29 protein-coding genes are annotated in these 22,764 nt (G+C 40.3%); 18 read left to right on the forward strand and 11 right to left on the reverse strand.

Features of this window, described 5'->3' with window-relative positions; all coding sequences use genetic code 11:
* Nucleotides 1–201 precede the first annotated feature (201 nt).
* Together C1S73_RS16020 and C1S73_RS16025 are read left to right on the forward strand one after the other, a co-directional pair.
* Nucleotides 202–822, forward strand: coding sequence for a hypothetical protein (locus tag C1S73_RS16020; RefSeq protein ID WP_038869244.1), 621 nt, complete (start codon nucleotides 202–204; stop codon nucleotides 820–822).
* A gap of 253 nt (nucleotides 823–1,075) precedes the next feature.
* A complete protein-coding gene (locus C1S73_RS16025) occupies nucleotides 1,076–1,507 on the forward strand; it encodes a hypothetical protein (RefSeq protein WP_038869246.1) in 432 nt (143 codons plus the stop codon).
* 102 nt (nucleotides 1,508–1,609) lie between these two features.
* On the opposite strand, the gene C1S73_RS16030 is transcribed toward C1S73_RS16025, so the two are convergent.
* The 4 genes from C1S73_RS16030 to C1S73_RS16050 form a co-directional block, all read right to left on the reverse strand.
* The gene (locus tag C1S73_RS16030) at nucleotides 1,610–2,053 is read right to left on the reverse strand and encodes a hypothetical protein (RefSeq protein ID WP_038869249.1); all 444 of its coding nucleotides are present in this window, start codon (nucleotides 2,051–2,053) and stop codon (nucleotides 1,610–1,612) included.
* Between the two features lie 260 nt (nucleotides 2,054–2,313).
* Nucleotides 2,314–2,694 carry a hypothetical protein gene (locus tag C1S73_RS16040; protein WP_038869253.1) on the reverse strand — a complete coding sequence of 127 codons (381 nt, stop codon included), beginning with the start codon at nucleotides 2,692–2,694 and terminating at the stop codon, nucleotides 2,314–2,316.
* Nucleotides 2,687–3,346, reverse strand: a complete 660-nt coding sequence (locus C1S73_RS16045) for a hypothetical protein (protein ID WP_050566696.1) — start codon at nucleotides 3,344–3,346, stop codon at nucleotides 2,687–2,689. Before C1S73_RS16045 ends, C1S73_RS16040 begins: the two co-directional genes overlap by 8 nt.
* A gap of 2 nt (nucleotides 3,347–3,348) precedes the next feature.
* Nucleotides 3,349–3,783 carry a hypothetical protein gene (locus tag C1S73_RS16050; protein WP_152436132.1) on the reverse strand — a complete coding sequence of 145 codons (435 nt, stop codon included), beginning with the start codon at nucleotides 3,781–3,783 and terminating at the stop codon, nucleotides 3,349–3,351.
* A gap of 214 nt (nucleotides 3,784–3,997) precedes the next feature.
* Here C1S73_RS16050 and C1S73_RS16055 point away from each other — a divergent pair, with 214 nt between their 5' ends.
* The 11 genes from C1S73_RS16055 (at nucleotide 3,998) to C1S73_RS16105 (ending at nucleotide 10,207) form a co-directional block, all read left to right on the forward strand.
* Nucleotides 3,998–4,465, forward strand: a complete 468-nt coding sequence (locus C1S73_RS16055) for a YrhA family protein (RefSeq protein WP_038869503.1) — start codon at nucleotides 3,998–4,000, stop codon at nucleotides 4,463–4,465.
* A gap of 83 nt (nucleotides 4,466–4,548) precedes the next feature.
* On the forward strand, nucleotides 4,549–4,836 hold the full coding sequence (locus C1S73_RS16060) for a helix-turn-helix domain-containing protein (protein ID WP_038869258.1): 288 nt from the start codon (nucleotides 4,549–4,551) through the stop codon (nucleotides 4,834–4,836).
* Between the two features lie 27 nt (nucleotides 4,837–4,863).
* Nucleotides 4,864–5,079 (forward strand): hypothetical protein, encoded by a 216-nt coding sequence (locus C1S73_RS16065; protein WP_038869260.1) that lies wholly within the window; start codon nucleotides 4,864–4,866, stop codon nucleotides 5,077–5,079.
* Nucleotides 5,076–5,411 carry a hypothetical protein gene (locus C1S73_RS16070; RefSeq protein WP_050566697.1) on the forward strand — a complete coding sequence of 112 codons (336 nt, stop codon included), beginning with the start codon at nucleotides 5,076–5,078 and terminating at the stop codon, nucleotides 5,409–5,411. The genes C1S73_RS16065 and C1S73_RS16070 overlap by 4 nt, the downstream gene beginning before the upstream one ends.
* A gap of 711 nt (nucleotides 5,412–6,122) precedes the next feature.
* A complete protein-coding gene (locus tag C1S73_RS16080) occupies nucleotides 6,123–6,341 on the forward strand; it encodes a hypothetical protein (RefSeq protein ID WP_050566698.1) in 219 nt (72 codons plus the stop codon).
* Between the two features lie 53 nt (nucleotides 6,342–6,394).
* Entirely contained in the window at nucleotides 6,395–6,598 is a 204-nt protein-coding gene (locus tag C1S73_RS16085) for a hypothetical protein (protein ID WP_050566699.1), read from the forward strand.
* Between the two features lie 213 nt (nucleotides 6,599–6,811).
* On the forward strand, nucleotides 6,812–7,300 hold the full coding sequence (gene radC / locus C1S73_RS16090; RefSeq protein ID WP_038869263.1) for a RadC family protein: 489 nt from the start codon (nucleotides 6,812–6,814) through the stop codon (nucleotides 7,298–7,300).
* A 528-nt stretch (nucleotides 7,301–7,828) separates the two neighbouring features.
* On the forward strand, nucleotides 7,829–8,113 hold the full coding sequence (locus C1S73_RS16095) for a hypothetical protein (protein ID WP_038869265.1): 285 nt from the start codon (nucleotides 7,829–7,831) through the stop codon (nucleotides 8,111–8,113).
* Nucleotides 8,114–8,196: 83 nt separating this feature from the next.
* Entirely contained in the window at nucleotides 8,197–8,511 is a 315-nt protein-coding gene (locus C1S73_RS16100; RefSeq protein ID WP_038869267.1) for a hypothetical protein, read from the forward strand.
* 41 nt (nucleotides 8,512–8,552) lie between these two features.
* Complete coding sequence (locus C1S73_RS27895) at nucleotides 8,553–8,693, forward strand: hypothetical protein (protein ID WP_167391660.1); 141 nt, start codon at nucleotides 8,553–8,555, stop codon at nucleotides 8,691–8,693.
* 320 nt (nucleotides 8,694–9,013) lie between these two features.
* Nucleotides 9,014–10,207: an MFS transporter gene (locus C1S73_RS16105; protein ID WP_038869270.1), complete on the forward strand. Its 1,194-nt coding sequence runs from the start codon at nucleotides 9,014–9,016 to the stop codon at nucleotides 10,205–10,207.
* A 405-nt stretch (nucleotides 10,208–10,612) separates the two neighbouring features.
* On the opposite strand, the gene C1S73_RS16110 is transcribed toward C1S73_RS16105, so the two are convergent.
* From C1S73_RS16110 to C1S73_RS16140, 7 genes are all read right to left on the reverse strand, one after another.
* Nucleotides 10,613–11,569, reverse strand: coding sequence for a phosphatidylinositol-specific phospholipase C (locus tag C1S73_RS16110; protein WP_227740544.1), 957 nt, complete (start codon nucleotides 11,567–11,569; stop codon nucleotides 10,613–10,615).
* 140 nt (nucleotides 11,570–11,709) lie between these two features.
* A complete protein-coding gene (locus C1S73_RS16115; protein WP_038869274.1) occupies nucleotides 11,710–12,357 on the reverse strand; it encodes a hypothetical protein in 648 nt (215 codons plus the stop codon).
* A 342-nt stretch (nucleotides 12,358–12,699) separates the two neighbouring features.
* Complete coding sequence (locus C1S73_RS27795) at nucleotides 12,700–13,107, reverse strand: hypothetical protein (RefSeq protein ID WP_038869276.1); 408 nt, start codon at nucleotides 13,105–13,107, stop codon at nucleotides 12,700–12,702.
* A 116-nt stretch (nucleotides 13,108–13,223) separates the two neighbouring features.
* Complete coding sequence (locus tag C1S73_RS16125; RefSeq protein WP_373863212.1) at nucleotides 13,224–13,436, reverse strand: Hok/Gef family protein; 213 nt, start codon at nucleotides 13,434–13,436, stop codon at nucleotides 13,224–13,226.
* 282 nt (nucleotides 13,437–13,718) lie between these two features.
* Nucleotides 13,719–14,132 (reverse strand): hypothetical protein, encoded by a 414-nt coding sequence (locus C1S73_RS16130; protein WP_038869280.1) that lies wholly within the window; start codon nucleotides 14,130–14,132, stop codon nucleotides 13,719–13,721.
* 10 nt (nucleotides 14,133–14,142) lie between these two features.
* Nucleotides 14,143–14,841, reverse strand: coding sequence for a StbB family protein (gene stbB / locus C1S73_RS16135; protein ID WP_038869282.1), 699 nt, complete (start codon nucleotides 14,839–14,841; stop codon nucleotides 14,143–14,145).
* Nucleotides 14,842–14,843: 2 nt separating this feature from the next.
* A complete protein-coding gene (locus C1S73_RS16140; RefSeq protein ID WP_038869284.1) occupies nucleotides 14,844–15,320 on the reverse strand; it encodes a hypothetical protein in 477 nt (158 codons plus the stop codon).
* 230 nt (nucleotides 15,321–15,550) lie between these two features.
* Between C1S73_RS16140 and mobC the strand changes: the two genes are divergently transcribed.
* The 5 genes from mobC (at nucleotide 15,551) to C1S73_RS16170 (ending at nucleotide 22,685) form a co-directional block, all read left to right on the forward strand.
* Nucleotides 15,551–15,904 carry a plasmid mobilization relaxosome protein MobC gene (mobC, locus tag C1S73_RS16145; RefSeq protein ID WP_038869286.1) on the forward strand — a complete coding sequence of 118 codons (354 nt, stop codon included), beginning with the start codon at nucleotides 15,551–15,553 and terminating at the stop codon, nucleotides 15,902–15,904.
* The gene (locus C1S73_RS16150) at nucleotides 15,898–18,564 is read left to right on the forward strand and encodes an LPD7 domain-containing protein (protein WP_038869288.1); all 2,667 of its coding nucleotides are present in this window, start codon (nucleotides 15,898–15,900) and stop codon (nucleotides 18,562–18,564) included. Before mobC ends, C1S73_RS16150 begins: the two co-directional genes overlap by 7 nt.
* 744 nt (nucleotides 18,565–19,308) lie before the next feature.
* Nucleotides 19,309–20,133 carry a DUF4437 domain-containing protein gene (locus C1S73_RS16155; protein WP_208623400.1) on the forward strand — a complete coding sequence of 275 codons (825 nt, stop codon included), beginning with the start codon at nucleotides 19,309–19,311 and terminating at the stop codon, nucleotides 20,131–20,133.
* 278 nt (nucleotides 20,134–20,411) lie between these two features.
* Nucleotides 20,412–20,630, forward strand: a complete 219-nt coding sequence (locus tag C1S73_RS16160) for a hypothetical protein (RefSeq protein ID WP_102778958.1) — start codon at nucleotides 20,412–20,414, stop codon at nucleotides 20,628–20,630.
* Between the two features lie 1,071 nt (nucleotides 20,631–21,701).
* Nucleotides 21,702–22,685 carry a hypothetical protein gene (locus C1S73_RS16170; protein ID WP_038869290.1) on the forward strand — a complete coding sequence of 328 codons (984 nt, stop codon included), beginning with the start codon at nucleotides 21,702–21,704 and terminating at the stop codon, nucleotides 22,683–22,685.
* Nucleotides 22,686–22,764 lie beyond the last annotated feature (79 nt).

The following is a 22,764-nucleotide window of genomic DNA, read 5'->3' on the forward strand; positions in this document are numbered from 1 at the left end:
TATGTTGCTCCATATTACCCTCGATGACTTCGATCTTCTCTAGATATATCTAACGACTTATTCAACCGTTAGTGGGTACATATTTCATTGTTTTCAATAATATTTTGATTGTTAATCAGAGTATTAGGTGAAAAGATGTAATGCGATTGCATATCAATTTGTGGTATGTCTATAAGGTAAGAACTAAGGAGAGTTATCTAGATGGAAGTATTTGCAGATCTACTAAAGCAAGGAGATTACTGGGTTGCAGCAGCAATATTAGTTTTGCTTGCAGCATGGCATTTTCCTAAGATAGCCGGTTTTTACCATCATAGCCGCAATCAACGTTACCTCGCGATTACAGCTGCTCTCGATGACCCGAACATCTCAACCGAGCTAAAAGCTCATTTCAATAATGAACTCAACATAGAGCACTTTCGGAAAATCCACGGCAAGAGGCTTAGTGTTCCCATGTTAAATGCGGCTTTGATTATGAATGAACGCATTGGGAGCAAGGTGGCCTTTCGTCATATCTTGAAAACGATAGGTGTGTATCCTGATGTTACAGGTATAGAAGCGCTTTCTTTCCGAGTTCGATTACTTAAATTTGATGTAGTGTTCGGAGTGTTTAATCTTGTGCTTGGTCTTGTTATTGCAACGATTGGCTTCGTGAGTTTTTTATTGTCGTTGTACTCTTTGACATCTACGTTTTACGTCAGTTACTTGTTCTTGGGGCTTATTTCAATGCCAATTGGTTTCAATATGCTAGCTGAAGGTGGGGTGTTATTTTCGGTCTACCACGTAAATAAAGCTCTTGATGCTTGCGATGATAAATCGCTTTAAAATCGCAAAGTGCATATACATTAGCTACTCTAACCAAACTGAGTCGACGTTGAGTCTATTTAAACAAAACTCGAAAGGCTCCCTTTTTGAACTGTCAGCTAAAACACACCAACAGTATTATGGTACTAACAGTTTGCATCTGTCCCTTCCGAATAGACCCCCAATAAATCCAGTAGATAGAGATAGCTTTGACTTAGACAGAGAAGCTTATTGGATAGAACGAGCAAACAACGAGATGAAAAAGAGATAGGCTATGTTAGATTCAAAAGTAATCAATTACTTAAACGATAAAGAACAATGGTTTGAAGATGTGACTGCGCCTTATGAGCAAGCTTTGAGTTCAGTTGGCTTGGATTTGGATAGTGATATCGCTCAGTTTTATTTACATGCAGAGGATGGGGCTACTTTTCGTAGTAAGAATCAGGAAATATATCAAATTTGCTGGTTTGTCATTAATTCTGACTATCTTGATCTTCTTTCTTCAATTAGAAATACTTACGAATTGTCAGAAGACTACATTCCGTTGAATGACCTTTCAAATGGCACCTACTTTTATAATAAAAAAGACCAAAGTGTTATTTTTCTTGAAGCTGGTGATGTTTTTTCTGCATTTAAAGAGGGGCATTTTCTGCATAAATGGAATGATTTCAATCAATTTATATTGTGGTTCCTTGAGCTAAATTGAGCTCAATATACTGAGCATAACCCTATGACTTGGTCTAATAGGAGCAAATATGCAATTTGCGACATCATATGAAGTTTTTGCAAACTTCAAAGCCAGAAAGGCTTAATGAGCGGAACTTATATTGGTAACGTTTAGTTCGTAAACCTCTTTATCGAAATACCAAGGTTTAGATGCTTGAATAGTTTCGGTCAGCTGATAGCCATTGTTAGTCAAGTGTTTGATCAGCGTTGGTTTCAGCACTACTCCCAAGCCGATAGAGATCGCGAGGCTGGCAACTGGGATAACAGTCATGTAGATGCGTTTAATCCTATTCGGTAGTTTTAGCTTCCCGTTGCTCGCCACGAACAAACCACCAAAGATGAATATGGAGAAGATCCATAGCTGTACTGGTATGGTCGCAAAGCTATAGCTAACTTCTAGTTGTGCTGCTCTTAGATAGATTATGTCGAAGAAGTCTTTCATCACGACATAAAGCCAAATGAAGTACAGTGAGGATACGGCCAGCGCTCCCAAAAGTAGTAGGTATTTGTTCTTAATTGGTTGCATTTTTTAACCCGTTCACGATAGCGTCGTCAACCTCAAATTCATCCAATATTGAACCGAGAAGCATCTCAATTCCAACCCATGCTAAAACACCAGCCACAATTGGCATCGAGATCCCCATTGCTATTGTCAACGAGACTGCAAGAGTGCTTACTGCTAACACAGTCATTGACTTAAACAGGTCGCTTTTGTTAGCTCTAACTCTTCTGCTTGTGGCCATCTTTTTCGTTCTCAGGAATTTAGGTCAGTTACAGCTTCCTTTACTATCTGGATAACAACCTACTATTTACTGTATTTCCATCGGAAAGCGTAAATGTATCATTATTAAAAAAAGTTATATCACTCGTAGTGAAACTGCTACGTTGCGATTCTGGAAGTAGTAGTTCATAGCGTCCTTGGAGGTTACCGCTCTCTGAGAACACATTAATAATGACGGCGCTTTGTATTGGTTCTTGCACGACAAACCAACCAAAAGCTTTACCTCCCACAAATTTTGCAGAGGGATGGTTTTCCAATCTTGTCTCCCCAAACTCGTCAACATATGTAACGGATTGAGTCTTTAGGTAGAAGCTCATTGTTGCAGCTATGACAATGAATAGAACGGAGCTGATAAGCCCTATTATTATCTTGAGGAGTTTACTCATCTTCTATTTCCAAGGTTCTGTTGCCTGGGGTATATCGAAGGTCTTTGTAGTCTTCTTGAAGTTCTTCCATTTCATCATCGGGCTTAACAATAAACCCTGTCCAGTGTGTTTCGATATCGAGTGCGTTCAGTAAATCCAAGACAAACTGCATACAATTAAAATCGGTAACATCATAAGCTTGTCTATCAGGGCTCCTATAAGGGCCTTTTGGGTCTGTTAGCCATTCGTAGGCTTTGTCATAATAGTCTCCGATGAAGACGACCGCTTCAATTCGCCCTCCTTGTCCTGCATCTTGTGACAGTTCACTCATGATATTGGCCAAGCTTGACTCTGTTATTCTGCCATCTTCGATCACGGCATCAGATATTCCAACGTTGTTCACTCCACCAAGAGTTCCAAACTGTTCATAGCGACCGTATTCATAGTACTTTGAAAGTCCAGTTTTACCATTAATGATTAATGCTCCAGCATGACCAAACTGTTCTTTTTTATCCAGAATTTTAACCCCCCATAATTCTTGGAACTCAGGAGGGATGGCGACGAGGTAATCAGGGTAGACGATCGGGATAACATAGTCACCCACTTCGATCTTGACGTGTACAACCACTGCTTCTTGGTTTGATGTCGGTGTCGTTTGTATTTCAACTGTCATCGCTATACATCCCTTTTAATCCAACCGTGATTCAATGAAATAACGACTTTCTGTACCCTTGTCATCTCTGCAAACTCAGTTGAAACGCCGTTATCGTCAGTTTCAAATACTTGCTCACTACCATCTTCAAAAAAGGCTTTAAATTCTTGATTAGGAAGAGCTATTCCATCTTTGGTTTGCAACGCTACTTTAATATTAAATGCCTCGTCTACTTTACGTTCCGAGAGTGCTCTCTCTCGATTTCGTGCCCACCTAGCTTCATCCTCTTTCGTGTAACGCAACTCCTCTTGACGTTTTCGACATTGCTGCGCTGCGCGCTCTCGAGCGGTCTCTATACGTTCCACGGGCTTTTTTACATTCTCAACATCATGAAGAGGTTTATATCCTCCTCCTAAAGAGCGAGCCGGCTTACTTCTTTTCCCAAAATAATCACTCACCACTTTCCCTCATTAAGAAACTGATTGCATCCTATCTTCTTTTTCCAATGCGCATAACTGTTCATAATTTAAATACTTAAATTAAAGATGATTTTTGCTGGATCCGTTCCCAATTGCGACAGATACAAAGTGAGATGATATTGCTAAATCATCGGTAGTATTGTGGAAGTTCAGTGGCCTGTGCTCGATGGGACTATTTACCCAAGAAGTAGGGATGAAAATGTCAGATAGAGATGCGTTGGAGATGCTGAAGCTCCAAAATGAAAAAGAACATCAGATGTTCGGTGTTGGTTTTTTCGTTCCTTCTGCAAATGACGCAGATGTTGAACAATGCAAAAGAAAAGTGGAAGAGCTGTTCAATCTGAAGCTAGATAGTGATTACCTGTCAATCCTAAAGGAAACAAACGGTTTCTCGTGTAATGGCTTTAACTTATATGGAAGTGAACAAAAAAATGAACCATATTTTTTGGATGGCATTATCGATGCGAATTTGGAATTTTGGGAAGAAGAGTCGTTAAGGAAGTACTTCGCGTATAGTGAAGAATCAACGACTAGGATAGCGTTCAACCTTGATAACAAGACGTTTGTTATTGTTGATAGTGTATCGTGGGATGAGCTCTATAGCTTCACTACTTTTTTTGAAGCATTGAGCTTTAATCTAGAAAATAGCTGTATCTTCTAACCAAAGACGTCCTTCGGAGCGTATTTTTATGTGTTTAGTTCGTGCTATTTTAATTCTCACAAGAAATTATAGGTATGAATTCAATGACAGAAAAACCTAGTAAAACTCAAACTTCGTTCTTGCGAAGATTGTTGGTCGCCTATCTCATAGATAATGGCCGAAATACCATTCCATTGATTATGGAGGCAACCGGAATGCCTCGCAGAACTGCACAAGACACTGTTAAAGCACTGCATGAATTGGAAATCGAAGTCGAACAGTTTAAGCGCGGCGAATATCGAATTATGAATTGGGGTGCAGTAAATCACACTTGGATTAAAAATAACCTTTCGCACGTCTGTAGCGTGCTAAACTATCGTTGTATTTATTAACAGTGGTTAATCACAAGGAGGTTTAGAGTGGGTTATTTCGTATTTTTAATTGGCGCTATATTGCTTGTTTATGGGGTACGGAGAGGGTTGCAAGTTTTCTGGTTACTACGACTGTTGAAATTGAAGGGCGATGTTAAAGCTTATGATGCTGCTGTGGTTGAGGCGCTATTTGGAGCTCTGAGCTACGCAGTGGTGGTCGTGATGGTGTTTTGGCTTGCATTTTCTTGGAGGGTGTTTGGATGAAAATACTTTTTGAGCCTTTCAACGCCCTTTTGTTTCTTTGTATGGTCTTAATTTCATTTGCATTTAAGCCAACAACAACCAAAACAGTTTTTAGGCCAGTAATAAAAAGCAAACGCAGCTTAACAGTGAAGTTGCGCTTTATGAGTAAATGGTTCAATGAACAAGTCCCCTTTTTAGCTCCAGTGGTCATGGCTATAGCTGGGGTGTTTTACTTTGTAGTTGGTGATTTGGCTGCCGTTGGAGTTATTTTGTTTGTATGCATACTTCCTTCGTTGTTTTCAATGCCAAGTCAATACACACAAAACCAAAGACTGAATAAGGGGTCACGGTAGGAAATTTGTATTTAGGATATGAGAAAAACAAAGCGTTTAAGCGTGTAAGTTCTCCAGTTCTGGGGGGCACGGGAAGGGGCGTGCGATTGTTCTCCCTAAAAAGCAAAGTTAAGCGCCAAGTACTCTCACTGTTTCCCAATCTACAAATATACGTCCCTTATAGCGAAGTGCAGGGTAGGGGATGCTAAAGAATACTAACTCATTACATTTGGTGCATCGATGTGGCAATTGGTTATGAGTTGAACGTTCTCCGTCTGGATCATATCGATAGAAACCTTGACCACATTTACAGGGGTATTCTACTCGTTCTATGCCGTTTACTTCATGGTAATAGTGTTTTTCTGAAGTCTTACTCATCTTTTTCATTTCCCGTTTTTTCTATTTTTTATTCTTACAGACAAAGTCTATTTACACAAAACATTGGGCGTTCTCGTTGGGTGGCATACCGCTGTCTCTCGGTTCATTCCGTCACTGTGTTCCTCCCACGATAACTAGCCTCAAAACGAAATTGGTCTTTGCACCAGGTTCGTTCCTTACTTGGTGCCATCCCTTTTTCTGTTCGGCTTAGTTCCTGTGAACAATCACCCAACGCCTCCGCTACTGTGTAGCTGCGCTTCGTCATTCTTCCTCATTACCTTCCGCTGCCTTCGATAAGAGCGAGTAAGGGCCGATTTTGTCGGCGTCGATAATTCTTTCGACTCGCATCATTTGATGGCGCTCGCTGGCTCGAGCTTGGCTTCGCTAAATATTCGCCGTGACAGCGACGAATTTATCGGTCGATGCATCGATACTGTCACAGGTAACATGCTGACCGATTCTACCGCTATCAAGCTGACGGCTATTAAGATGCTTTGTCATGTGGGTTGTCCTGTTGATCCTGAGTTCCCTTCGGTATCTGAGTGTGAAATATCAAGTGAAGATGCCCACTGAACGAACTCTTTGAAAGTTCCGAGGAAACGCATTGTGTACATACTTATGCTGATATGGTTCGCACCAAATGGATTGAGCTGACAGAGCCACAAATCGAAAACCTTTGTGATCAGTATGAAGTTGTTGTGAGTGGCTTGGGTTTGACGTTAGAAGAGGCGAAACCAAGCGCTCAAGTCATGGTTATTAACAGTATTCGTAAACCATCAACAGTGTTGCGAACTATCCGAGCAAACTTCAACAAGGCGACGGCGGCATAAGTGGTCTTGCACGGACTGGCCGTAAGGTCAGTTCGTGTAGTTGGCAAGTCACGGCGCTAATCGTGTTCAGTTATTAATCGCATTCCTTTAAACCGTCTACCATCAGAACCTTGTCAGCAAGGGTATATGAACGCTTTGCGCCCTTGCAGACCAGAACCATGACAGTAGGCCGGACAGTCAGACGACAACAACATGAACACAAGGAAATGAGCCATGACTGAATCAACCTTTAACTACTCAGACACTTCACTATTCACAGCGCAGGAGCAGGAAGTATTGTCTCATGCAGCCGAAATCCTAAAGTCGAAAATGTTTGTCAGTGAGCAGCCAGCTCTCACATCTCCGGAGATGGTAAAGCTGTTTTGTCGAAACTCATTAGCTGCCAAAGAACACGAAGTGTTCGGCGTAATCTTCCTTGATAACCAGCATCGAGCTCGCTCTTCTGCTGAGCTGTTCACTGGCACGGTTGACGCAGCTTCGGTGTATCCTCGCGAAGTCGTCAAAAAGGCACTTGCTGAAAACGCTGCCGCGGTGATTTTCTACCACAACCACCCTTCGGGCGTTGCTGAGCCTAGCCAAGCTGACCGTCGCATTACGCGCCGCCTAATCGATGCACTAGCGCTTATCGATGTTAAGGTTCTTGACCATTTCGTAGTCTCCTTTGAAGGTGCAGTTTCATTCGCTGAGCGAGGCTGGATTTAAAAGGGCGGCTTCGGCCGCCTTTTATTTTTGTCATAAGTATCAATGGAGTAGTAGATAGATTGCTGTGTAATACACGTGTATTACCTTTAAATGAATTAGAGTGGCGTTCTCGCTGCGCTCGGTTCATTCCGTCGTTTCACTCCTCCCACGATAACTAGCCTCAGAACGAAATCGGTCTTTGCACCAGGTTCGTTCCTCACTTGGTGCCATCTTTCTTTCTGTTCGGTTTAGTTCCTGTGAACAATCACCCAACGCAAAAGTATTCCTATGGCAGTGCCATAGTCACAATGCCATTTCGATTATGTCTGCCAAGTGGCTGGTAAATCGCGTCCTCCCTTCTCGCCAATCATTGGTTTCCTAGTGATTTTCCCTATCGCCCTGCAACTTCCTGTAACCATCCTCACCCAGAACCTAACCGGCAAGGTAGGGCAGAGCCGCTTCGCGCCCTTGCAGGTTAGAACCATGTTTGAGGGTTGGACAGTCAGGCAACGACGAAGATGAAAATTCACTCCATAAGGAAACCTAGCCATGACTGACTCAAACGTAATCCGCTCAACCATCACTAAGCAACCAGAACCGACCAAGTTTTCGAACTTGGAGTCGAAGGCTGCCTCTAAAGATGAGGTTTTTAAGGTGGCAATGGGAAGTGATGTGCGCCCTAGCGAGCTTGCTAACGCGGGGTTAGTTATGAAGGGTTTTCGATTCTATCCGGCTGATCTTGAAGAGGTGGTGAAACGTCTAAGCGACTTTGTTGTGACTGACGAATCGACCGCTTGTGAAAAGGTCTTTCGGTTTGAGCATCTGCCGTACTAACGGCAGATAGAAAAACGCCTTAGCTCCACTTGCGACAGAAAAGCTAAGGCATTCCGTTAACTACCGTTCACGAGGAAATTAACATGACTACATTAAATGAAAAGCCAACTCAAATCTACACTTGCACTGCTGTAGAGTTTGAGCTCGGTCTGATTGTTATTAGTAAAGGCTTAGGTGTCTTGATTGGCGGTTCAACTTTCTTTTTGTTCCCTAGTGAAACCCGTCATAAAAACGGGGATTGGGGTAACGTCAGCATCGAGAGGAAGGTCGCCAACGACAAGGCAACACGCGAGGGGCTTAGTATCTGCTCTGAGTACAATATAGCAGGTGAACGAGTTCGAGTGGTCACAAATGCCGACCGCAGTGAGACGAGATTTTCACTCGTTAGCGAGCATTAAAAGGCAGGCAGGGCATCGGTAACGATGCCCTGATATAAAGCATGATTGTAGTGAAATGGTGGTGTGAGCGTGAAGATGCGTATTTCTGTCGTTGGGACGATTGGCAAACGGGTTACCTGAATGAAGAGGACTTACAATATGAAAAAGACCGTGGGGAAGAAATCATTTGGGAATGTGCTTAAAAAGGTGGGAGGCTCTAGCGAATTTTTGCGCCGTTTTAAGTTAGATCTATTACTCATTCATGTCCTATTTACATGATTTTAGATTAGTTTCATTTACTGTTTTAATACCTCATTTAAATATTGACGGAGGCATGCCAAAAAGGTATATGTAGTCTATGGTAATTTTTAATTTAATCTCATCTCATAGCAACCATCAGTCATCTCATATTTGGCTGGAGGTAGCTATTGCTGAGTGAATTTAGGTAAGCCTGATCACTAAGAAAGCACCTTCAGCATAGACTATAGGGCTTCGTGACAAATCAGTGTTCAAGGAATGCCAAATGAATGATTGTTTATTAGTTACACCTTTACAGCAGAATAAAAAATATAAGTTAGCCGTTATTAATAATATAGTTGGTAACTTTTCGATATGGTTTTTTAATACCTCGATAATGCTGTTGCTTGTTGAATATTCAAACTCAGCTTCAATTGGCGTGATGGCATTTATATCTATTAACGCTCCAATAGCTTTATTTAGTATTGCATCAGGTATCATTAGCGATAAATACGATAAGGATAAAATAATACTCATATCAAATTTATCTATCGCTTTTTTTATTTATTTAATGCAATTTTTCCAATCTATACAATTTATTTTAATAATAACTTTTTTCATTTCTTCGGTTACAGCAGTAAGAGTGATTGCAATGCAATCATATATTGCCAGTATTATCGATGCGAGTCAGCTGAATACCTCAGCAAGTATAAATAGCATATCACTTGCTATTGTAAGAATACTAGGGACGTTAATATCTGGATACTTATATTCTATTTTAGGATTTTTTGAGTCATTATTAATAATTACGATACCAGTGGCAATAACGATAATAATATCAATCAAATCAATCAATTGCAAAATGGAAAGGGTGAGGGTAAAGGAAAAAAATAGAAGTATTTATAATAAAAACATCATGAGTCATGAGTATAAAAATTGTTTATTTGATTCTGTGATGCTCTTTTTAAGTGGTAGTGCTTTATGGTCATTAATGCCTTATATATCATCACATGAACTAGGCTTAAATAAGTCATACCAATCATTACTTATGTCTCTCATGATTCTTGGTGCAATACCCGCATTTTTAATTAAGGAGAAAGTATCATCGATTAAAATGAATAGCTTTAATTATGAGTTAATAACAATTATCTTGTCTTTAACTATCTTAATAACTAACTTATTTGTGAGTTACTCAAATATAATCACATCCTTTTCTATCGCTATCTTCGGTTTCTTATGGTCGATAAAGGTGACTATTATTAATAGAGAAATTCAACGTATGGGTAGAGATAGAAAAAACATAGGTTTAACTATATCGATATCATACACTTTTATGTACTTAGCTATGACGATAGGATCTTTCTTTTTTGGTCAGATGACAGATATATTTGGTCTGAAATATTCACTTTCCGTCTCTACATTGGTTATGGTTATTCCAATATTTAAAGAAAGGCTGATTTTAATAGTAAAAAAATTATAGAAACATGTTCGGTTTGGGTCGTTTTTATGCTGTTGTTCTTATTCAGGTAACATTTATCTAATGTGTTGGATTAGATCACGCCAATATTAAAATCTGGTATAATAAAATATTTTCAATATCATTAGGGAGATGGTTAAAAATAAAACATTACCTTAATTATTTCTAATATCAACCAACCTAAGAAGCTTTTGTCCAATAATTAGTCAGACACTAGAGTGTTATTCTCGAGCTGTATCGAAATGTTATATGGGTGCCTTAACATATACTGATGATTTAAATCGTGTTGATGTGATTCATATTGGTCAAGCGGGGACAAGCCCCACCTTGATGTGACACCTTAGGTGAACAGAAGAATGCGAGATGGATAAGGTATTTACTGCCGCCTAGGTAGTTGACATACATTCTTTAAACTAGGTAAGAATGGTCTTCTTTAATGGTAGATGAACTTCTTGCACACTCGCCATTTTTTAAGTCAACTCCCGAGTTGGTGTTGATAATCAGTTCGGCATTTCTGTTATCTATATGACCTTCTTCGTTGTTGTAAAAGTCTAGAACAACAATACCAAACCTATTTCCCTTTTGTTGTTCAGCTAAGAATTCCGTTAGTCCTGGATTCATCTTCGGATCTACTTTACCGAAACCGCCGCCCCAAGCGTATTGATAAGGTGAGTGTCCCCCAAGTGAGATGCTATTGTATGTAATATGCACAGCGTTATCATTTGGTGTCCCCATGGCTCCGTTTATTGAGGAGTGTACGGTAGCCATTTTCTTGTGAGTATCGTGCTGCTGGTATTCATCTTCTATTTGGAACACTTGGTTTTCGGGCGTTGTCAGAGTGAAGGTTGCATTCTTTTCCCACCCATTGGATAGATCGATACCTTCATCGCCATCAAAACGTCTTAACAAAACAATTTTGCTCTGGACTTCATGCAACGCCGGTATTCGTGGCTCTAAGTAAAATAGATGTTTGTACTTCTCTTGTTTAAGGTATTCATCGAATTTTGTTTGAATGTCTTTATCACTATTTGTCGCGGCGTTCATAAGCATAACGACGGATTCACTTGGGTTTTCTGAGAGAAACCTTAAACAATCATTTAGAACATCACCGAAAGAAATGCCGCAACTAAAGTCACCATGGTAAATATTTAGAGGGTCAAGTTCTGGACCGTTTGGTTTCACACGAATGTCGAGGAAACGAATGCCATCCGATAGTTGATCATAAATGCCAAAGTTTTGTGTTCTAGCTCCCCCTTTAAGGGCTTTTTGAGTCCCTGAATCATGAGTCCCCGGCATGGAAATACTGTCCAGTGTTAAGTTTTTATCTAGTGCACTCATCCAGTTTTTTGTGCTTACGTCAGCCATGTTGTTCTCCGATATAGAATGTTTTTGAGCTTTGGTTATGAACCAGTCACCAAAGCTCATTTGTTCGTCTTTGGTCTGTGTGTCTGAGTGAGTATGGCTAGCAGTAGTAAGCGCTTAGCATCACTCTACAAGAAGAGGCACTAAGGGTGTGAATAGCGGCCAGTCATGGTTACATTGGTTTGAGAATTGTCCATTTGGAACAAGAATAGCCCAACAGCAGTCGTCGATTCACTCGTTCGTGCCGCTATGCTTCCAGAGCCCACTTTACGTTTGTTCAGCACGTCTACGATGAGCTTCGCACTATCAATAACGCTACCTACTGGGTCTTCAGAAATGATGCTGGATGCTACACTTAACGAGTCTTGAACTAGTTGCTCAGCATATTGTTGGTTTACGTTGTCCCATGTAACACCAAACATTTCTTTAGAGCCAATCCACCAGTTGTTGTTAAACTCAAAATGCCCTTGGCCTATAACGAAGTCATCGAAAGTATATGTAACCCCTTTTATATGAAGTAATAGTGTTCCACGCACTGCAAAGTTTAGAGCTTCTGGCTTTTCGTCATTGAATGTTTTCGCTATTACCCCGCGCTCTTTAGCGCTATTTAGAAACCATTTCGCAACATCACCTGAGTTGTGTCGTCCTGCTTTCACGACAAGCGTGTTCCCTTTACAGCTAACCCCCTCATACGGCTGACCTTTTGTTATCTTGTGCTCTTTTTCGATAAAAGAAATTTCCGAGAGCCCTTCAATATTGAAGGTGAATTCATTGTTGTGAATTTTTGTCATGTGTTTTTCTCCTAGTCCAACGGTGTTGTTGCATTTGTTATATATAAAACTAATTAATTAGCCAGAATTTGTTCTTTCTGGTTATAAAGAAGGTAGTGCTTAATCCACATGTATGCAACTAGTGTCATTTAAGGTTTGAACGCCAAGCGTGACTGTAGACGTGAGGAGGTAGGAGTGTTGAATGAGAAAATACAAGAGAAGAATAGGTTGTGCACTTTCTTATTTATGGCGCTACTAGAGGTGAAATTCTTTTATGGGCTTGTAGTCAGTGCTACTGGAGTTGGCTTATTAGGAAGAGGGGCCATTGGTAGGGCTTCTTTGCTAGCAATGTTTCCACAATTATCAAGATTGGGCTTTGTGCTGAATACGCTTTGCCGTTCTGATCCCTTTCTCCGTCAACATTAACCAAATGACTTTATGGTTCAGTAGCCCTTGTATTAGCTCAGAATCAATGTGAATGAGTAACCCTTTACTTACCAATGTTGAAATTTCACTTTCCACTGGAATATTCGAGAGATTTTTATAAGGTGTTTGGACATACGCTTTCCCAGCACCACAAACAAAACAGATCGTATTAGGAAAGCTATCGTCTATCGCGAGCAGCAGGATGTCTTTTTCTTTTTTCGCAAGCTTCGGGGGGAGCCAATTTTTCACGGTTGGAATGGCACTTATGACCGCGGCGATGGCCGCAATTAGTGAGATCACACCCAAAACTATATCTGTAACTTTGACTTGCAAAACAGTATCCATGGTCATCCCTGTATAGGTTTCATGAAGGAAATAAATTACATGGGTGCTCTTTGACCTGCATCTAGACAGCACTGAATCAGAGAGAGGGGCTCCTGTAACCCCTCTCTCTGTCGAGCTTACTTCACCGTTTCGTAGACAACGAAGCGGGCCAGAAAGTTGGTGTTCTCATCCTTGTATTGCACTTCACACAGTGAATCTCGGACTATCCATAGTCCCACCAACGCGGTGATACAAATTACCGTTAATCCCGCTAAGGCGGTTTTACTTTTTGGCATTTTTCGTTGCCTCCTTGTGGCAAAGAGGCTAGTATTTGTACTGTTCAGATACATACACGGCCTCGTTTGAATTTATAGTTCATTCGGGGCTTTGTACTTTCTACCATTCACAAATACTACTCAGAGAAATGCTCATGGCAGCAAGCCAAGAGCACCCGATATTATTTTAAAGCTTTCCCTTTCTAAATATCTATTCATGTGGTTTTAAAACCGTGCGGGTATCGTCATTTATGTAAATGGACCCTAATGATTAACACATATCCATATGAGGAAGACAGGAGACCGCTAGGAAAAATCTCCTGCCGATTGTGGATATGTGGTAATCAAATAGCGCACTCATTGTCTGAACGCTAATAGATAGAACACGCCGCCTAGAATACTGCCAATAAACACCGCATTGACGAGTAAGGCGGTGAAGAAGAATCCTTTATTTACCGGAATATAGCCACTCAATTTGTTCGAGATACATTTTTCGATGTTTATCAATTGTTGAGCAGACTCCTTTCTCACATCTTGTAGGAGTGAGTTGTGAAATGCTTGCTGGGAATGCTCGATACCAGTTCTTAGTTGCCTGCTGTGGTGTTCAACTTCACTGGTGATATCTAGGAGGCGATTGATTTTTTGCTGGAACGAGGCATCAAACTCGCTTGGAACGAGCTTCAATGCTTCACTTAACGCAAGAACTGTTTCTCGTAGTTCGTGGAGCTCATCAAGGGTGAGCTCTTTGGTTATTTGGGCAAGGTTGTTCATGTTGTCCCCCTTAGATTAGCTTTAACGCAGAAAATGCTTGGTCTAACTCATCATTAAACCCATTGACGAGGCGATGCGCCGAACGCTCAAACGAGAGAATGCTGCGTTCTTCTTTTGATTCACTTTGGCGAATTAATGAACGGTAATCTCTTTTGTCATTTAATACGTCCAAAAATGGGCGATCAATTTTGGCGAGCAAATCAAACACGGTGGATTCGAATACGACAGGATATTCTGATAATGAAATACCAGAAGGTATACCACCTAAAAATTCTGCATACTCTTTGCTTACGGCCAGTTTTTTATTTGCCATATTGAAGACAACTTTAACGCGTTCAGGCTCTATACCAAGAGTCATTAGATTTTGAATAGTAGTAGCAGAGTCCACTTGTTGTTTGTTGGATGGGGTGACAGGGACTAAAAAGTAATCAATATCTTCATGACTGCTTTTGAACTCCTGCATTTTCAATAAAAAGTTTTCGATATTGGAAGAGCCAACGTCAATGATTGAGCAATCATGCTCATCCATTTTATTGAGTACGTCTTCGAACTGCTCTGCTGAGATTTTTTCGTCGTTCGTACCATCTGAATTAATGGTTTCGACTTTGACAACCTGTGCCCCTTGTAGTCTTGGTTTTAACAGGATGTCACAGATGGTAGATTTACCTACGTTGCCAGAGTTGTTAACGACAGCAATATTTAAGTACATGTTTATTTCCTCTTCATTTTACGCATACGATATTCATTGATTCGCGTACTCAGTTGAATTTGGTTAGGGCAGTTCCAACTTTTTACTTCTTCTGGTGTGAGGTCGGTTTCTTGCAAGACGCTGATTAAATATTCATTGTGAATACCAATTGCTTTCCAGTCCGAATCAGAAAAGTTAGTTCGTGGTTTTGACTTCAGCGTGCTTCGCTTAATGTCTTCGCTCGCTGTGTCTGGTTGTTGTTGAACTTCATTGCTTTCGATTGTCTGCATCGTGGCTTTATGAAGTAAATTGTAGAAATGTGATTTACCAATGCTGAACTGACCGTGCTCATATATTTTTGAATAACTAAACCCGTTTCGTTTAAACGCAATTAATTTGGGAATGTACTTGTAGAATACACCTTGCGTAGTCATGAGTTTGCTATCCAAGTCATTTTTAATATCCTGCACAAGCCTATTAAGCGTTTCTTCTGAGTACATAAGTCCTCTCTGTGATAAAACAGTGATATAAGTATGATTAGACAGTGATAATTAAATGCTTGTCTTGTGATAGTTCTAACTTAATATGTGAAAAAAGACTAGTGAATGTGTGAAAGTAAAAGACCCGTTTCGGGTCTTTTATATTTCCATAGGCACGTTGCCGAATGTATACATTCGCGTGCCAAGGGGATAATATCCCTTTGAACCCCTGAAACTCTACGAGTTTAATTATGGAAAAAGAAAGTGCCACTATTCATATTCAAACAAGACTAACACCTTCTGAATATAAACCGTTTAAAGTCGTGATAGAAAAATTTGACATAAAAAAGGCTGAGCTTTTTCGAAAAGTTATTTTATCAAACGAGAATAATATGGTGGAAGTGAGCGGCTCAGTTAAGGAAACTGATGCTCAAAAACGCATGGTTTTTCTAGCCAACAAAACCTCGAACAACATCAACCAAATCGCTAGGAAGCTAAATCAAGCTTACCGTGGTGAAGTGGTTAGTGAGCGGAACTACCTGAAAGTCATGAATGAGTTGATTGGTGTTCGCTCTACTTTTGAAAAAGGCATGGATAAATGTTAGTTCGAGTTCGTGGTGGTAAGGATGGCATTGCAGAGTATTTGCGCGATGGAATGAAGTCCGATCGCGAAATGCACCGCGACCATTTAGATAAGCGTATTTGTATTGATGGGGATTTATCTATTACCGATACCATTATTAAAACGATGGCGAAAACAGATAAACCTGAAAATTATTTTCATATTACTTTGAGTTTTGCTGAGAAAGATATTGGCGAGCAAGTGATAAGAGATGTTTACGAGCAGTTTAAAACAGAATTAATGGCGGCGTATGTCAGCGAAGAATTTAATATTTATGCTGAAGTTCATGTTCCAAAAATTAAGTCCTACGAAGATAAGAGCACAGGGGAAGTAGTAGAGCGTTTTCCTCATGTTCACGTTGTCATACCTAAGAAAAATTTGCTCGATGATAAGAATTTAAACCCATTTGGCTTCTACAAATCGCATGAGAATTATATTCAAGCGATCCAAGAGAAAATTAATTATAAGCATAACTTCGTATCTCCTAGAGATAATCAAAGGCTATTTAACATAGACAATGGAAAATTGTTAGCGCGTTACAAAGGTGACAACTTCAAAGGTGCGAACGCCAAACTCAAGTCTGATCTGTTTGACGTTATCCAAGACAAAAACATCACCACTATGGCCGCTTTCAAAGAAGAACTCGCGAAGCATGGTGAAGTATCGATAGGTAAGGCCGGAAAGCCGGATGAATACCTCAAAATCAAACCTCACGGCTCAACGCGCAATGTTCGTTTAACGGACAGTTGTTTTCGCCCTGAGTTTATCGAGCATCGAACACTCAAACGAGAAAAGCCGAGCGAAAAGCAGGTGAACCGCTTGGTTGATGAGTGGGTCAACAGCAAGTCACATGAGGTCAAGTACATTCACCAAGCAGCTCCCAAATTGCGCGAGCAATACAAGGCGCTGCCAACCCAACTAAAAGGGGAGTTTTTAAATGAGCAACGAGTGCGATATTACCGACAACACAACCTTAGCACCGGAGCAAGCCAGCGGAATATTCCAACGAGCAGACGGGCGCGTGATCGAAAGCCTGGTGTTGAACGAGGCATCCCCAGAGGATTTACCGACATCCCCAACGGGTTGCCAAGTATGTCCGAACTCAATGTGGCTACAGCAGGACGAAAACGGGGAAGTCGTTCTACAGAACTATTGCATGATAATGCATCGAATCATTTGGCAGTCAAACAAACCAGTCGAAGTCCTCAATTGCGACGGGCTGGTTATGAACCTCGACGACGAGTAATTCGACTTTCGGTTTACCGAAAGCCTTCACCGAACGCGACACTGGCAACTATCAAGCGCATCAAAGCCAAGGCGCAACATAGCGAGAGCTACGTGACGCAATTGTTCGACACCTTCCAAGAAAATAAGCAAGAGCAAAGCGAACTCGGTCGCTTTCGCACTATCAGGCAAAACCTAAAGGCCGAAAGCTTGCTTTCTCACCTTTCCGACTCTCATGGTTTAGTCAAAGACCAGTACAGCCACTTTAATGCCAAAGATGGTTCTGGGCGGATAAAAGCTGAAACGCGAGCTTATAACGTCAGCGACTTCTGCACAAAATACATGGGGCTGAGTTGGGATGAAACCAAAGAAATTCTAAAGACGACTTACGGCAAGCAGAGGCAGCAACTTGCGCAACAGCAACGAGTTCGCCAAGAGCAACAAGCCGTCAATTCCATCGTGTTTGTCAGCAATAGAGTTACTCTAGGTTGGGGTAAAAAGAACCCACTCGATGAGTCCATCCGATTGCTCAAACACTTGCAACGCAAAGAGCACATTGGAGAGTTACCTATGGCACTACATGAACTAGAGCGCCACCGCGCGCCGGAAACAAAAGACAATGCTATCGTTTCAGCTAACGAGAGCTTTAGCGCCGTCGAGAGCGCTAAGCGCATCATGAAGGCGAGAGAGACTGCTGCGCAGATCACGTTGACCATGAACGACCTAGTCGCGAGCAAGAACGATACAAAGCGATATGTGGACTTCTCTGACAAGAACACCGGCGATAAGATATTTCGTGATGACGGTGAAAAGATCGTTATGCATAGCAAACAAGCGGACATTAACCATACCGCAGCCGCACTAACGCTAGCCGCTGAAAAGTTTGGGGTGGTGAAAATCAATGGTACGAAGGAGTTTAAAGATCAAGTCATCGATGTGGCTGTGAGCAAGGACTTAAACATTGTGTTTGCAGATAAGAAGATGGAAGCGGATTTTGTTCGTCGCAAGGAAGAGTTGAAGCGTGACGTCATTGTTGAAACGATGGATAGCGCTCGCTCGAAAAGCGAAGCGGCAACAGAACCGAAAGAGCACATGCCTCATGAAGCTGCGAATACGCAGCTTAAAGAAAAGGTGCTTAAGCCTGCTAAGTTTGAGGTCGAATATCAGTGGGATAAGCTCAGTGGTAAGCTGCAAGTAACGATAAACGGGAAGTCGCCAAACCGTTTTGAACAATCCACGGTTGAGCAAATTGTGAAGAAAGATACTTTCTTAAAACACTACACTGTTAAAGAGGTGCAGTTTGGTTTGATAGACCAAAAGAAAGCGGAAGGAGTGCAGCCAGTGCCTAAGACGTATGATGCTCAGACTAATGTCATTGATAGAGCTTATAACCGGCAACAAAACCGTCGCATGAAATAGTGTTTTGGTTTGATCTGGATGCAATCTGTGACTGTCCGATTCAAGGTTTGACAGATTTTTCTAGGTAGTTAGTCTGCCACCATCCAACAAGTCGTATTGGTAGTTCAATGTGCCGTTTAATGAGCTAGTGTGCTCCATTGATAACCCATGATTTGATGAAGTTCTCACTCGCTTTCGTTTAGTTTTTCTTCGACTATACAGTCATTATTTACAAACATAATGTTTCTCTAGTTTTCAGAGCGAAAACCTTGTGTTCTTTTGCCCCAATTGAGCAGTTACTCTTTTAACATTTGCAATTTTCTGAGAATAATGATGCACCCTACACAGAACTGAAAAATCTAATTTATGGCCCGGGCCTAAATAACTGTTAAAACGGACGAAGACTTTAGATCTAATGATTGTAATGGTCTCGTTAACTTGTGATCTTATAGTTTCTATTGAAAGTGTTTTTTTGTTATGCGCATTCACAAATGTTAGAGAGGTGACTAGAGTCTATTGCATTCAAAAGGAATCAACTAAAAATTCTTGATGCAGACCTACTGTAGCTTGTTTCAGATACGATTTCTTGAATAGAGAAACAATTGGCTACAGTCATGAGCCATTACACGTTTGGATGTTGGGAGGTCTGTGTAAAGTTACAATAAATTTTCCACATTTTTGCGAAAGAGAATTTAGCATTTGCGTATTTAATTAAGATGTAACTATAAGCAATATATGCGTCTAACTTGTGGGATGAAAACCAAAATGAAGAAATATGTAATCACCAAATCAACACTTACGCTAACGGCGTTGTTGCTTTCAGCACCAACATTTGCGGCTAATGGTACATATAAAATTGTGGCAGCAGGTGATATCAAATGGGGTTACCTTAACCCTCTGCGGGGAGTTTTAAGTCCAGGAGCAGCAGACCTTTGGGGAGACCGTACTACTGATACAGCAACGGGTATGCTGGTACGTTTCAATAAAGGTTTTGAGTCACCTCCGCACATTCATAACATTACCTACCGTGGAATTGTTATTAAGGGCCTGATGCACAATGATGATCCAACATCGGTAAAGATGTGGATGCCGACTGGTTCATATTGGACACAGCCTGCAGGTGAAGACCACATAACAGCGGCAAGCGGTGAAACGAACCTAATCTACCTTGAGATTGATGAGGGGCCTTACTTAGTTAAGCCAACTAAAGAGCAATTTGATAACGGTGAACGACCGCTCAATCTACACAAAGACAATATTGTCTGGCTCGGTAAGAGCGATTTACACGATATTAATGTAGAAGATGTGAAATCGACTTATGTTTGGGGTAGCACCACTGGTATAGGTGGTTCGATGGTTAAGTTGCCAGCAGGTTTTAAAGGTTCGATTGAAACTACAGCGACAGAGTTTCGTGCCGTAGTTATTTCTGGCTCAATAGAATACAACTCTGATGATATGAAAAAAGCACAACGCCTTGCACCAGGTAGTTATATTGAATCAACAGGTAGTATTAGTCATGAACTAATGAATAACACGGAATCGGAAGCCACAATTTATATTCGTACTAATAGCAAATACAAAGTGAATTAAGCAAACAGAGAAATCTTACATATGAGCGGTTATCTCCAGAAAATAAGGCTGCTCTAGAATTTTTCTCGGATCGTATTAAGACTAACAAAAAGTTTTATCATAACGAATATCACTTCCTGAATAGGTGAATAAGGAAACTATAAGAATAGGATATTGTTGAAACGCACTGTACAAAAATTTTATTATTAAGTGAGATCTAATATTTTTAATTAAGTAAAGAGACATGGATATGTTAAAAAATTTAAAGTTCAACTAATCGCTACTTTATAGTTGGAAATTTGAAAAATTTAACAACTCTAACATTTGCTATTTTTTATACCGTTGCAAGGGGTCATGTCGAAGATGGTACAAAAAGAATAATTAAAAACAACTTTATTGATAAATCGACAGTTTATGAAGAAAGTTTTGACTTCATAAGCCAGTTAGAAGATGTGTCTCAAGCAGAACTTAACAAAAGATTAAGCATTATCGGGCAAGGTTTTTCTCGAGATACATAGTTGGAAAATTTTTACGTTACGTAGAAGAATACTCAGAGGAGCCTTATGAAATAAAGTATCGTGCAATCATCAATGTAAATTATAACTATAGTGTTAACGACTCTAAAAATAAATAAGGTTTAAACCTATGCTGATAAGTTATTGATGCTAGCTTACTATGCTGAGTATAGGTTAGTTAGTACATGCTCTAGTGATGGGATAGCACCCCATTACAAATAGTAAAGAAACTAAAACCATAGAGCCGAACATATATGTACTATTTGAAGGTGTAAGCTATCATTTTGACTTTTTTTAACTTGCCTGCTACACCTAGAGATCGATTACATAAGGCTTTTATAATTGAATTAATATATATGGAACTAGATAAGTATAATATTAATTTTAATATTAAAATTAAAAATCTAATAATATCTTCAGATTCACTAGAAAAGCTCATAATACGAAAAAGAAGGAGAAAGGTAGGACAATATGGATTGGCATTTAAAGCACATAAGGGATACCTTATTTATCATAAATACAACGTTGATAACAGCAAGGAAAGAAGGGATAAATAAAGCCTAGAAGCTTCTAAGCTTGCAAGCGACGAATAGTTGGACTATTTATTGGCCTGTATTTTTTCATAAGGTATAACGTTACAACATATTCCATTACCTAATAAAAATTAGCAAATGTAGTTTAGATATTCCCATTGGAATACTGAAAGTTGCGATACTCAATTTTTAATTCGTCCGGAATAACTGTGAGAGAGAAGTAAAGTTTCATACTAAACAGCCAAGTAACCCAAAAAATATTCATACTAATTTCTACAACCAAATTTGAGCCGGGCTACCACTGAATATTGACGTATCATGATGATTGTCTTCATTACTCTTTGAAATGCGTTTCCGGACATTTGTGAGTTACGAGGGATTAGATATGAAAGCTTGGAGTCGAAGTCAATTGCACATCGCTTACGGTAATTGACAGCACACAACCTAATATATGCACTAACTATTTATGTAACTCAACATATTGATTTGTCGAGACTAAAAACTACACTTAAGCTTCATACTTACTACTGGATTTTTATTTATGATTTCTACAAACAATCAAGTATTCGCTCTTTCTTCTATCGCCTTGCTGTTAGCTGGTTGCTCACCATCCTCCGATCTAACGGTAGCTGGAACAATTAGTGATTACAAAGGCTCAGCTAGCATCACTCAAGGACTTGCAAAAACAGTAGAAGCAAGCCTTTTTGAATGTGCTAATGGTCGAAGCCGTGTTGCAGGCATCGGTGAAATCGCTGATGCTGATGGCAAAGTATGGACAGTCCCTGCTCAAAATCATTTCACAACAGCGCCAAAGGCGATCGATCTTTATGAAGAGTGTGCCAACATCACACCTGAAAGCATAGCTGATGTAGATGAAGCTTCTGTACCTGTGGCTGTGATTGATCAAGATGGCGAAGAGATCACTGGTTATATCTTTGCTGACAACTATTTCGAGCTATATATCAATGGTCAGCTCGTTGCTGTAGACACTGTACCTTTCACACCGTTTAACTCTAGTATTGTAAAGTTCAAAGTAAACAAGCCATACACAATTGCTGTAAAAGTAATTGATTGGGAAGAAAACTTAGGTTTAGGTACAGAAGATAATCGTGGTAAGGCATTTCACCCAGGTGATGGTGGCTTTATCGCAAGCTTTAGTGACGGTACTGTGACCGGCTCTGACTGGCAAGCGCAGACATTTTATACTGCGCCAATCTACGACTTGAGTTGCCTGAGTGAGGTAGATGGTAAACGTTTATCTGAGAGCTGTACTACAGAAGGTACAGATAACGGTGAGAATGCTTATGCAGCCCATTGGGAAACCCCAAGTAACTGGATGGCACAAGACTTTGATGCAGTTTCATGGCCTCAAGCGACTGAATACTCGGAAGACGAAATTGGTGTGAATAACAAGAAATCTTACATGAATTTTATTGAGAAATTCAGTGGTGTTGGAGCTAGCTTCATTTGGTCAACAAACGTTGTTTTGGATAATGAAGTTCTACTTAGGTACGAAGTGAAATAGCTCTAGTCTATTATCTTAATAAGCAGTTATGTCTCCTCGTTAGAGATATAGCTGCGTAACTTTCTTTGTTCGTCATATC

This window comes from Vibrio jasicida 090810c, from assembly GCF_002887615.1.
Lineage (GTDB): Bacteria > Pseudomonadota > Gammaproteobacteria > Enterobacterales > Vibrionaceae > Vibrio > Vibrio jasicida.

Bases quoted from the DNA above. Each gene is read 5' to 3' on its own strand.
- C1S73_RS16115 (WP_038869274.1), bottom strand. From the start codon at position 12,357: ATGACAAAAATTCACAACAATGAATTCACCTTCAATATTGAAGGGCTC.
- C1S73_RS16140 (WP_038869284.1), bottom strand. From the start codon at position 15,320: ATGTACTCAGAAGAAACGCTTAATAGGCTTGTGCAGGATATTAAAAAT.
- C1S73_RS16125 (WP_373863212.1), bottom strand. From the start codon at position 13,436: ATGTATCTGAACAGTACAAATACTAGCCTCTTTGCCACAAGGAGGCAA.
- C1S73_RS16055 (WP_038869503.1), top strand. From the start codon at position 3,998: ATGAAAATGTCAGATAGAGATGCGTTGGAGATGCTGAAGCTCCAAAAT.
- C1S73_RS16170 (WP_038869290.1), top strand. From the start codon at position 21,702: ATGATTTCTACAAACAATCAAGTATTCGCTCTTTCTTCTATCGCCTTG.
- C1S73_RS16105 (WP_038869270.1), top strand. From the start codon at position 9,014: ATGAATGATTGTTTATTAGTTACACCTTTACAGCAGAATAAAAAATAT.
- C1S73_RS16040 (WP_038869253.1), bottom strand. From the start codon at position 2,694: ATGAGTAAACTCCTCAAGATAATAATAGGGCTTATCAGCTCCGTTCTA.
- radC (WP_038869263.1), top strand. From the start codon at position 6,812: ATGACTGAATCAACCTTTAACTACTCAGACACTTCACTATTCACAGCG.
- C1S73_RS16060 (WP_038869258.1), top strand. From the start codon at position 4,549: ATGACAGAAAAACCTAGTAAAACTCAAACTTCGTTCTTGCGAAGATTG.
- mobC (WP_038869286.1), top strand. From the start codon at position 15,551: ATGGAAAAAGAAAGTGCCACTATTCATATTCAAACAAGACTAACACCT.
- C1S73_RS16150 (WP_038869288.1), top strand. From the start codon at position 15,898: ATGTTAGTTCGAGTTCGTGGTGGTAAGGATGGCATTGCAGAGTATTTG.
- C1S73_RS16070 (WP_050566697.1), top strand. From the start codon at position 5,076: ATGAAAATACTTTTTGAGCCTTTCAACGCCCTTTTGTTTCTTTGTATG.
- C1S73_RS16025 (WP_038869246.1), top strand. From the start codon at position 1,076: ATGTTAGATTCAAAAGTAATCAATTACTTAAACGATAAAGAACAATGG.
- C1S73_RS16045 (WP_050566696.1), bottom strand. From the start codon at position 3,346: ATGACAGTTGAAATACAAACGACACCGACATCAAACCAAGAAGCAGTG.
- C1S73_RS16030 (WP_038869249.1), bottom strand. From the start codon at position 2,053: ATGCAACCAATTAAGAACAAATACCTACTACTTTTGGGAGCGCTGGCC.
- C1S73_RS16095 (WP_038869265.1), top strand. From the start codon at position 7,829: ATGACTGACTCAAACGTAATCCGCTCAACCATCACTAAGCAACCAGAA.
- stbB (WP_038869282.1), bottom strand. From the start codon at position 14,841: ATGTACTTAAATATTGCTGTCGTTAACAACTCTGGCAACGTAGGTAAA.
- C1S73_RS27895 (WP_167391660.1), top strand. From the start codon at position 8,553: ATGATTGTAGTGAAATGGTGGTGTGAGCGTGAAGATGCGTATTTCTGT.
- C1S73_RS16130 (WP_038869280.1), bottom strand. From the start codon at position 14,132: ATGAACAACCTTGCCCAAATAACCAAAGAGCTCACCCTTGATGAGCTC.
- C1S73_RS16100 (WP_038869267.1), top strand. From the start codon at position 8,197: ATGACTACATTAAATGAAAAGCCAACTCAAATCTACACTTGCACTGCT.
- C1S73_RS27795 (WP_038869276.1), bottom strand. From the start codon at position 13,107: ATGGATACTGTTTTGCAAGTCAAAGTTACAGATATAGTTTTGGGTGTG.
- C1S73_RS16080 (WP_050566698.1), top strand. From the start codon at position 6,123: ATGGCGCTCGCTGGCTCGAGCTTGGCTTCGCTAAATATTCGCCGTGAC.
- C1S73_RS16155 (WP_208623400.1), top strand. From the start codon at position 19,309: ATGAAGAAATATGTAATCACCAAATCAACACTTACGCTAACGGCGTTG.
- C1S73_RS16020 (WP_038869244.1), top strand. From the start codon at position 202: ATGGAAGTATTTGCAGATCTACTAAAGCAAGGAGATTACTGGGTTGCA.
- C1S73_RS16110 (WP_227740544.1), bottom strand. From the start codon at position 11,569: ATGGCTGACGTAAGCACAAAAAACTGGATGAGTGCACTAGATAAAAAC.
- C1S73_RS16085 (WP_050566699.1), top strand. From the start codon at position 6,395: ATGGTTCGCACCAAATGGATTGAGCTGACAGAGCCACAAATCGAAAAC.